This is a genomic window from Achromobacter sp. DMS1 (genome assembly GCF_001270295.1).
In genome coordinates, this window is record NZ_LHSJ01000213.1 from 1 (window position 1) to 7333 (window position 7333).

Annotated in this window: 10 protein-coding genes and 4 pseudogenes; 3 read left to right on the forward strand and 11 right to left on the reverse strand. The window is 69.5% G+C overall.

The window, feature by feature from the left end:
* Window positions 1–400: 400 nt before the first annotated feature.
* Window positions 401–958 carry an elongation factor P gene (gene efp, locus AD428_RS19995; RefSeq protein WP_053246347.1) on the forward strand — a complete coding sequence of 186 codons (558 nt, stop codon included), beginning with the start codon at window positions 401–403 and terminating at the stop codon, window positions 956–958.
* A 76-nt stretch (window positions 959–1034) separates the two neighbouring features.
* Here the strand turns inward: efp and AD428_RS20000 are convergent.
* From AD428_RS20000 to AD428_RS28360, 5 genes and pseudogenes are all read right to left on the reverse strand, one after another.
* Window positions 1035–1498 (reverse strand): annotated as a pseudogene (locus AD428_RS20000) (DUF1178 family protein).
* Between the two features lie 105 nt (window positions 1499–1603).
* Window positions 1604–2291: pseudogene (locus AD428_RS25535) on the reverse strand (DUF2968 domain-containing protein); the annotation flags it as partial.
* 72 nt (window positions 2292–2363) lie between these two features.
* Window positions 2364–2858, reverse strand: a complete 495-nt coding sequence (locus AD428_RS28355; protein WP_235491005.1) for a helix-turn-helix domain-containing protein — start codon at window positions 2856–2858, stop codon at window positions 2364–2366.
* A gap of 3 nt (window positions 2859–2861) precedes the next feature.
* A pseudogene (locus tag AD428_RS20005) lies at window positions 2862–3718 on the reverse strand (sigma 54-interacting transcriptional regulator); the annotation flags it as partial.
* Between the two features lie 39 nt (window positions 3719–3757).
* A complete protein-coding gene (locus AD428_RS28360) occupies window positions 3758–3952 on the reverse strand; it encodes a hypothetical protein (RefSeq protein WP_235491008.1) in 195 nt (64 codons plus the stop codon).
* On the opposite strand from AD428_RS28360, the gene AD428_RS28365 reads away from it, so the two are divergent.
* On the forward strand, window positions 3945–4163 hold the full coding sequence (locus tag AD428_RS28365; RefSeq protein ID WP_235491009.1) for a hypothetical protein: 219 nt from the start codon (window positions 3945–3947) through the stop codon (window positions 4161–4163). The genes AD428_RS28360 and AD428_RS28365 overlap by 8 nt on opposite strands.
* A gap of 71 nt (window positions 4164–4234) precedes the next feature.
* Here the strand turns inward: AD428_RS28365 and AD428_RS28370 are convergent, their stop codons facing one another.
* The 4 genes from AD428_RS28370 to AD428_RS25540 are packed head-to-tail and all read right to left on the reverse strand — an operon-like array spanning window position 4235 to window position 6026.
* Complete coding sequence (locus AD428_RS28370) at window positions 4235–4738, reverse strand: hypothetical protein (protein ID WP_235491010.1); 504 nt, start codon at window positions 4736–4738, stop codon at window positions 4235–4237.
* The gene (locus AD428_RS28375; RefSeq protein ID WP_235491012.1) at window positions 4735–4977 is read right to left on the reverse strand and encodes a hypothetical protein; all 243 of its coding nucleotides are present in this window, start codon (window positions 4975–4977) and stop codon (window positions 4735–4737) included. The genes AD428_RS28370 and AD428_RS28375 overlap by 4 nt, the downstream gene beginning before the upstream one ends.
* A 58-nt stretch (window positions 4978–5035) precedes the next feature.
* Window positions 5036–5863 (reverse strand): pilus assembly protein TadG-related protein, encoded by an 828-nt coding sequence (locus tag AD428_RS28380; RefSeq protein ID WP_235491014.1) that lies wholly within the window; start codon window positions 5861–5863, stop codon window positions 5036–5038.
* A 28-nt stretch (window positions 5864–5891) separates the two neighbouring features.
* On the reverse strand, window positions 5892–6026 hold the full coding sequence (locus AD428_RS25540; protein ID WP_235491016.1) for a DUF3613 domain-containing protein: 135 nt from the start codon (window positions 6024–6026) through the stop codon (window positions 5892–5894).
* Between the two features lie 147 nt (window positions 6027–6173).
* Here AD428_RS25540 and AD428_RS29700 point away from each other — a divergent pair.
* A pseudogene (locus AD428_RS29700) lies at window positions 6174–6524 on the forward strand (MAPEG family protein).
* A gap of 30 nt (window positions 6525–6554) precedes the next feature.
* Here AD428_RS29700 and AD428_RS20020 read toward each other — a convergent pair.
* Entirely contained in the window at window positions 6555–6989 is a 435-nt protein-coding gene (locus AD428_RS20020) for a carboxypeptidase-like regulatory domain-containing protein (protein WP_053246348.1), read from the reverse strand.
* A gap of 91 nt (window positions 6990–7080) precedes the next feature.
* Window positions 7081–7333: NRDE family protein (locus AD428_RS20025; protein WP_200908073.1), on the reverse strand; the 253-nt coding region annotated here is incomplete at its 5' end.

The window sequence follows — 7333 nt, forward strand, 5'->3', positions numbered from 1 at the left end:
ACACCCGGGGCCGCGCTGCAGGCGGCGCTGGCGCCGGCGGCATGGAACGCCTGGCTGGCCGCTGCCCGGCAATGGGACGCCGAACAGGCCTCGCGCCCCGATCTGGGGGACAGTTTGGCGGGTTTTTGCACAGAACTCGCCAAGAAACGCTAGAATAGAGAGTTTTCCGAGTTGTCCGTCCGGTTTGCGGCCGGGCCTCGAAATCATGACGCCTGCCGGGATGTGCATGAATCCGAAGACCCGGGGCGAGGCCGCGCAGGCCGCGCCCGGAACGCCGGAGTGTCCGATACGCCAGTCAGAGGCCCTCGGGCCCGAGGCCCGAAAGCGCTGAAGCGCCCGGGCCGCGGCAGCGGACCATGCTAGCGCGGCGAGTGCACCCATCACCCCCGGAGTTTTATCGATGAAAACCGCTCAGGAATTGCGAGTCGGCAACGTGGCCATGGTCGGCAAGGATCCGCTGGTCGTCCAGAAGGCCGAATACAACAAGTCGGGCCGCAACGCCGCTGTTGTGAAACTGAAGTTCAAGAACCTGCTGACGGGCGCCGCCAGCGAATCGGTCTACAAGGCCGACGAAAAGTTCGAAGTCGTGCAGCTCGACCGCAAGGAATGCACGTACTCGTACTTCGCCGACCCGATGTACGTCTTCATGGACGAAGAGTACAACCAGTACGAAATCGAAGCCGAAAGCATGGGCGATGCGCTGAACTACCTGGAAGAAGCCATGCCCGTGGAAGTGGTGTTCTACGACGGCCGCGCCATCTCGGTGGAACTGCCCACCGTCATCGTGCGCGAAATCACCTACACCGAGCCGGCCGTGCGCGGCGACACCTCGGGCAAGGTGCTCAAGCCGGCCAAGATCAACACCGGCTACGAACTGAACGTGCCGCTGTTCTGCGAAATCGGCGACAAGATCGAAATCGACACCCGCACGAACGAGTACCGCAGCCGCGTCAACTGATGCGCTGACCCGGTCCGCGACATGCGAAACGCCAGCCCTCGGGCTGCGTTTTTCATTGCACGGAAGCGGGCGGCGGCTATTGCAGCCGGTCGTCGTCGAAGAAGTCGGGCAGCGCCAGGACGTCGATGCCCTCTTCGGCCAGCGCTTCGCGCTCTTCGCGCGTGGCCGTGCCGCGTATGGGGCGGTCGTCGGCGTCGCCCTCGTGGATGCGCCGGGCTTCTTCGGCGAAGCGTGCGCCCACGTTCTCTGTGTTGCGCAGCAGCGCCCGCACCTGGCGCATGACGCCGCCTGCAAGGCGGCCATTTTTTCGGCCTCGGTCGCCTGGGCGGGCACGGCCGGGCCCTGGGCGGGCGTTTCCGCATGCAAATGGGACACGTTCAGGCGCGGGGCCGAAAGCCGCTTGGTAATGGAAGCCGACGCACAGACGGGACACGTGACGAGGCCACGCGCCTGCTGCGCGTCGTAGTCTTCGTGCGAACCGAACCAGCCCTCGAAAACGTGGCCGTGGTCGCATTGGAGGTCGAAAACTTTGAGTGCCATGTCTTGATTATGGGGGAGAATGCCAAGAATACAAGGACCGCAAGTCCGCGGCCCCGCCCCGGGCATCCTCCCCCTGCCGCGGGGAAGGTCTAGCGGCCCGCCCGCCTGCCGGCGGCCCTGCTCCACGCGCGCCTGCTGGGCGCGCAGGGCGTCGATCTGGCGCTGCAGGGCCCGCAGCTGCTCGCGCGCGTCTTTCTGCTGCTCGGCCAGGGCGCTGGCGTCCTTGCGGGCCTGTTCCTGGCGGGCGGCCACCTGGGCTTCCTGCTCCAGGCGCAGGCTGCGGTCGGCCTGGAGCGTCTGCAGTTCGGCGGTGCGCGCGGCGAGCTGCTTCTCGGCATGGGCGTACTCCGCCTGCAGCTTGATGCGGCGGATGTCGACTTCGGCCAGCTCGGCGGACCGCGCCGCGAAGGCGCGGTAGGCGGATTCGGCCTGCTGCTCGGACTTGGTCTTGAGCACACGCCAGAAGTCTTTCTGTTGGAAAAGCGCCACGTAGTAGGCCAGATCATCGGGCTTGAACAGCAGGCTCGCGCCATAGACGCCGTTATAGGTCGTGCGCAGTTCGGACACCTGGTGGCGCTGGATGAGATCCTGAAGCTCGGCCACGGTGGTGGACGGCCGGGACGCCGGCGGCGGCGCGGGCGGCGTCACCGGCGCGGCGGCCGCCTTGTCTTCGACCTGCTGAACGACGGGCCGGTCGGCTTCCTGCTGGGCGCTGGGCGCAAGCGGCCAGCCCGGACAGCGCGCGCCCCAGCGCGGCGGCGCGCGCCGAAGCGCGCAGGTATCGGATGCTCATGCTTTCCCCAGAAAAAATTTTCGCAGAACTATAGCAATATATGGACGCCCCGGCGCATGCGACGGGGCCGGTTCAGAACGCCGCATCTTCGGTTTCGGCCTGGCCTTCGCCCAGGCGCAGTTTGCGCATTTTTTCCCACAACACCTTGCGGCTGATGCCCAGCGCGCTGGCGGTGTCCTGGCGGCGCCATTCATTGGCCTGCAGCGCCGCCAGCACGCGCTCGCGCTCGGCGCGCTCGGCCTCGGTCAAGGCGGGCGGCGGCGTCAGCGGGCCAAGCCGCTCGAATATCCTGCCGATGCGATCGGCGTCCCAGCCCCCCAACTGGCGCTGGATCACGGCTACCCGCTCCGCCACGTTGGAAAGCTCGCGCACGTTGCCGTCATAGCGGGTGGCGGCCACCCGCCGCAGCAGCCATTGCGGCGGATCGTCGCGCACGCCCAGCCGGTCGAGCAGCGCGCGGAAGATTAGCGCCTTCTCCTCGCCGCCGCGCTCCTCCAGGCTGGGAATGCGCAGTTCGATGACGGCCAGCCGGTAGTACAGGTCGGCCCGGAAATCGCCGCGCGCCACGAGCGTGCGCAGGTCCTTGTTGGTCGCGCCACCAGGCGGAAATCCACGGGCACCTCGGCGGCCGAGCCCAGGCGGGTGACCACGCCCTGCTCCAGCACCCGCAACAGCTTGACCTGCTGGTAGGCGGGCAGATCGCCGATCTCGTCCAGGAACAGCGTGCCCCCGCTGGCCTGCTCGAAATAGCCCTTGTGAGCCCCGACCGCGCCGGTGAACGCGCCCTTGGCGTGGCCGAAGAAATGCGCCTCGAACAGCCCCTCGGGAATGGCGCCGCAGTTCACGGCCACGAACGGGCCGCCGGCCCAGTCTGCGCGCTCGTGCAACAGGCGCGCCACGCGTTCCTTGCCCACGCCCGTTTCGCCATGAACGAGCACGCTGCTGCGGCAATTGGCGTACATGTCGACCTCGGCGAGCAAGGCCCGCATGGGCGCCGACTCCGCCACCAGGGGCTGGTTGCGCCGCGGCTGCGCGCGCTCGAATCTTTCCAGTTCGCCCAGCAGCTCGAACAGCAGCTTGCGCAGTTCGGCCGCCGTGAATGCCGGCGGCAGGATATGCGAATACGCGGGCGGGAAATAGCGCGGATCGCGCCCGCGCGCCTCGGCCGCCACCCAGATCACAGGCAGCGCCTGCGCCGACAGCCAGTCGTAGCCGCTGAAGCGCTGGTCGCCCATGACCGATACGGACACCAGCGCCACCGCGGGCCGTCCCGGATCCGGCGCGGCGGCGGGAAGGCGGTGCCCGCGTCGGCGCGCCATCAGCGTGGCGTCCAGGCCGGCCAGGCAGCGCTCGGCGCGGGCGGCGATATCGGTAGCCCCTTCCCATACGTACACGTCGAACGCGTCGTGGGAGAATTTCTGGGTCATGTCACGCGCCCCCTCCGCGCGGAGTCTTTGCTTGCGTCATCAATACACCAGCCTCGGCCGGCCGCAGTCCACCGACAGCAGCGCGACATCGGTCTGGGCCACGTTCAGCCCGAGCGAATCCAGCACCTGCGCGAGCGCGCCCGACAGCGCGTCCAGCAGCGGGGTCAGCAGCGCGATCGCCACCGACACCACGCCCCCCACCTGTCCGGAGCCGTTCAGCACATAGGTGGACACCGCGCTCACCCGGCATTCGCGGATGGCGCCCGGCGCCACGAGCAGGCTGCACCCCAGGTCGCATGAGCGGCGCCAGCAGCACCGTGTTGAGCACATTGCCGACCACCTGCAGCGTGCCGCCCAGCACGCCGGCCAGGCCGCCGGCGACGATGCGCTGGCCGATCGCATCGAGCTGGCCCTGCGACCATTGGATATCGTTGACGATGGCTGAAACGGACCTGCCCGGATTCGAGCCTCCCCCGCCGACCAGGTTGCGCGCCAGCGCATCGCGCTGCGCGCCGGTCATGGGAGCGCCGGTCTGCGTGATGTCGCCCAGCAGGCCCACGACCAGCGTGTCCGCAAGGCCCGAGGCCAGGCCCGCCAGATCGATGGCGCTGGCGTTGACGTCGCCGTGGACGGCGAAGCCGGCGGCGCCGACAGCGTGACGGGCACCGGCGCGGCGGAAGGAAACACCTCCAGCGTCACCTTGCTCGCGACCGGCATGCCCAGCACATTGAGCACGCGGTAGCGGTCGATGGCGCCGAAGCCGGCCTGCTGGCAGGCGTTGGAGGCGCTCAGAAAGCCGGCGGCCGACGCATTGCTGGACGAGGCCATGCCGGGAAAACGTCCCACGCACACGTTGGCCAGCGAGGCGGTCACGTCGATCGTGGCCTGGAGCGGCGCGGCGCAAAGCCCCGTCAGCGTGCCCGCCGACTGCGCCACGTCGATGACGATGGGCAGGTCGAGCTGCATGTTCGCCGTGGACGACAGCAGCCGTCCCACCAGCGGAATGTCCGAGGTATTCACGCGCAAATACACCCGCAGCCGGCGCAGACGGCCCGCGCGCCCACGCCACCCACGGCCAGCGCGGGCGGCTCCACCACGCGCGCCTGCGCCTGCAGGCCCAGCAGCGGCACATTCAGGCCCAGGTCGATCAGGTTGTCGCCGTTGGCCAGCACCAGGGCCGTCTCGATGACGTTGCGCGCATTCACGCGCGCCCGCAGCCCGGCCGCGGCATCGCCGCCGGAGAGGTCCAGGCCCAGCACGCCGCCGTCGCCGAACAGCCGGATGGGCCGGGTGAGCCCCGGAATCCGCAGCAGCTCGTCACGGCGCCGCGCAGCAGCCCCCGCCCCCGCCGTGGCCCGTGTCGCCGCCCTTGTCTATCGCCGTGACCGTGGCCTGCAGCAGCGTGCCCAGGCTCAGGTTGTTCACCGCGGCAAGCTGCTCGGGCGTGCCCACGCCGCTGGCGACCGACAGCGGCAGGCCCAGCGCCTGCAGCAATCCCGAAGGCGTGATGTCGGCGCTGGCCGCGCCCGCCGCGTCCAGCACGTCGAGGCTGCGCGGGCGTGGCCCCCGCCGTGGCAAGCAGTTGGGACAGCAGCCCGCCCTTCTCCAGCCGCAGCAGGCGCGAACCCACCGTGAACGCCGCGACGGGAGCGCTGAGCCGTGGCGACGGCGGCCACCGACACGCGCGTGCCGTCGCCGAGCGCGCCGAAGAAGCTGGGCACGACATCGGCCAGCGTCCGGGCCACGACGACGCGCATGGCATTGGGCGGCTGGCCGTCGGCGGCGTCGAGCAGGTGCATGGCCGAAGCGTCCGCGCGCGCTGGGATCCCAGACCTTGCATTGCACAGTAACGTCGTCCGCGGTGAAGGTATCGAACAGCGCGGGCAGGTTCGCCAGCGCGGCCCGGCGGCCGGCCTCGGCGGCGCGCGCGCAATCGCCGGCCTGGCCCATGCCCAGCACCTGCACGGCCGACAACGCGGCCAGGTCCGCCGCCTTCTGCATCTCGCGCCGCATGTAGAACGCATAGCCGAGCTGCGTGACAGCCAGCAGCAACAACCCCACGATCACCGCGAAGACCATGGCAATGGTGATGCCGCCGCGCTGGCGGCTGGCCCTGCGCGGTGCGGTTGCGGCGCGGGTTCTCATGCGACATTCCTTTCCGGGCTGGCACGTCCTAATTGGTATTGCGGGTGTCCACGCGCTTCTGGAACCATTCCGGCACGGGATGGGTGAAGCTCGCCAGATACCGGTCCCAGGCGGCGGTGGCGCAGAAAAGCGGATAGACAAAACCGGGCAGCGGAGCAGGCATGGACGGCATGCGCGGATCGCGGAAGCGAAGCGCAAGAGTGTAAGCGCTGCCGGCGGGCGATAATGCCCGGGCGTCCGGCAGGCCCTGCCCGGAACCCGCGGTCGACAAGCCCTGGGACGGGAAGGAGTGAAGACAATTGCGTGGTTGATGCTGGCGGCCGCGGCGCTGCCCTGGGTGGCGGCTATCCTGGCCAAGGCGGGCGGCAAAGGGTTCGACAACAACGATCCGCGTCCGTGGCTGGCGCGGCAGGAAGGATGGCGCGCTCGCGCGACGCGGCGCAGGCCAATACGTTCGAAGCCCTGCCTTTCTTCTTCGGCGCGGTGCTGTTCGCCCTGTATACCCAGGCGCCGGCGCGCGCGTGGCCACGCTGATGGCGTGCTGCTGGGCATGCGCCTGGGCTATCTGGCGCTGTACCTGGCGGGGTGGGGGGCCTGCGGTCGCTCGCCTGGGCGGCGAGCGGGTGGTTTCGTGATCGCGATCCTGTTCGCCGGCGCGTAGGGCGGGAGGCCGCGCGCGGCGCGGTGCGCATCAGCGCCATTCGAACACGGCGCGGGCGGTGCCCGATTTGGCGACCGACACCTCGCGCTCCTGGGCCTTGCCCTCGTAGGTGGCCGTGATCTTGTAGCGGCCCTCGGGCAGCTTCACCAGCATGTAGGGGCCTTCGGCGGTGGCGTCCAGCACCGGCTGGCCGTGGGTGTTCTTGATGGACACCGACACGTTGGCGACATAGTCGGCATTGCCGTCGATCCGGGCCGCGAAAGTGAGCGCCAGCGGATAGTCCTTGGCCGCGGCCTTGAACGATTCGGATTCGTCCAGGCCGATGCCGCCGCTCACGTACTGCACCGAGCCCTGGGTCTTGAGGGGAGGCAGCGCCGCTTGCGCGGCGCCGAGCCAACCGGCCAGCGCGATGGTGCCCACGGCCATGGCGGCCGCCATGGCGCTGCGTTCGATTCGTTTGTTCATGCGGTTTCTCCTTGGTATGGCGCGGCCTCGGGAAGCCGCGCCGTCTTGCGGATGAAGAGACAGGATTTCGACTGCGCCGCCGGCCCGGAGTTCACCGGCCGTCCGCCCCGGGCCGCCACGCAAAGCGCAGGTCGGTTTCGCCGGATTGCGTGCCGTCGGGCGCATAGCGCTTCTCGAACAGTTGCGCGCGCCCGTCGGCGTGCAGCGACAGCACGGTGGAACTGCGCGTGCCGTACAGGGGGCTCACGATGAAGGGGCTGCTCAGCAGGCGCTTGCGCTCGAGCGGCAGGCCGGTGGCCGGCAGTTCGTCGTCGGCCGCGGGGGTCGCGGTCGACGCGCGGCGA

What these genes read in the sequence shown, in the direction of transcription:
- AD428_RS28380 (WP_235491014.1), bottom strand. Translation starts at nt 5,863, where the DNA reads ATGAGAACCCGCGCCGCAACCGCACCGCGCAGGGCCAGCCGCCAGCGC.
- AD428_RS25540 (WP_235491016.1), bottom strand. Translation starts at nt 6,026, where the DNA reads ATGCCTGCTCCGCTGCCCGGTTTTGTCTATCCGCTTTTCTGCGCCACC.
- AD428_RS20020 (WP_053246348.1), bottom strand. Translation starts at nt 6,989, where the DNA reads ATGAACAAACGAATCGAACGCAGCGCCATGGCGGCCGCCATGGCCGTG.
- efp (WP_053246347.1), top strand. Translation starts at nt 401, where the DNA reads ATGAAAACCGCTCAGGAATTGCGAGTCGGCAACGTGGCCATGGTCGGC.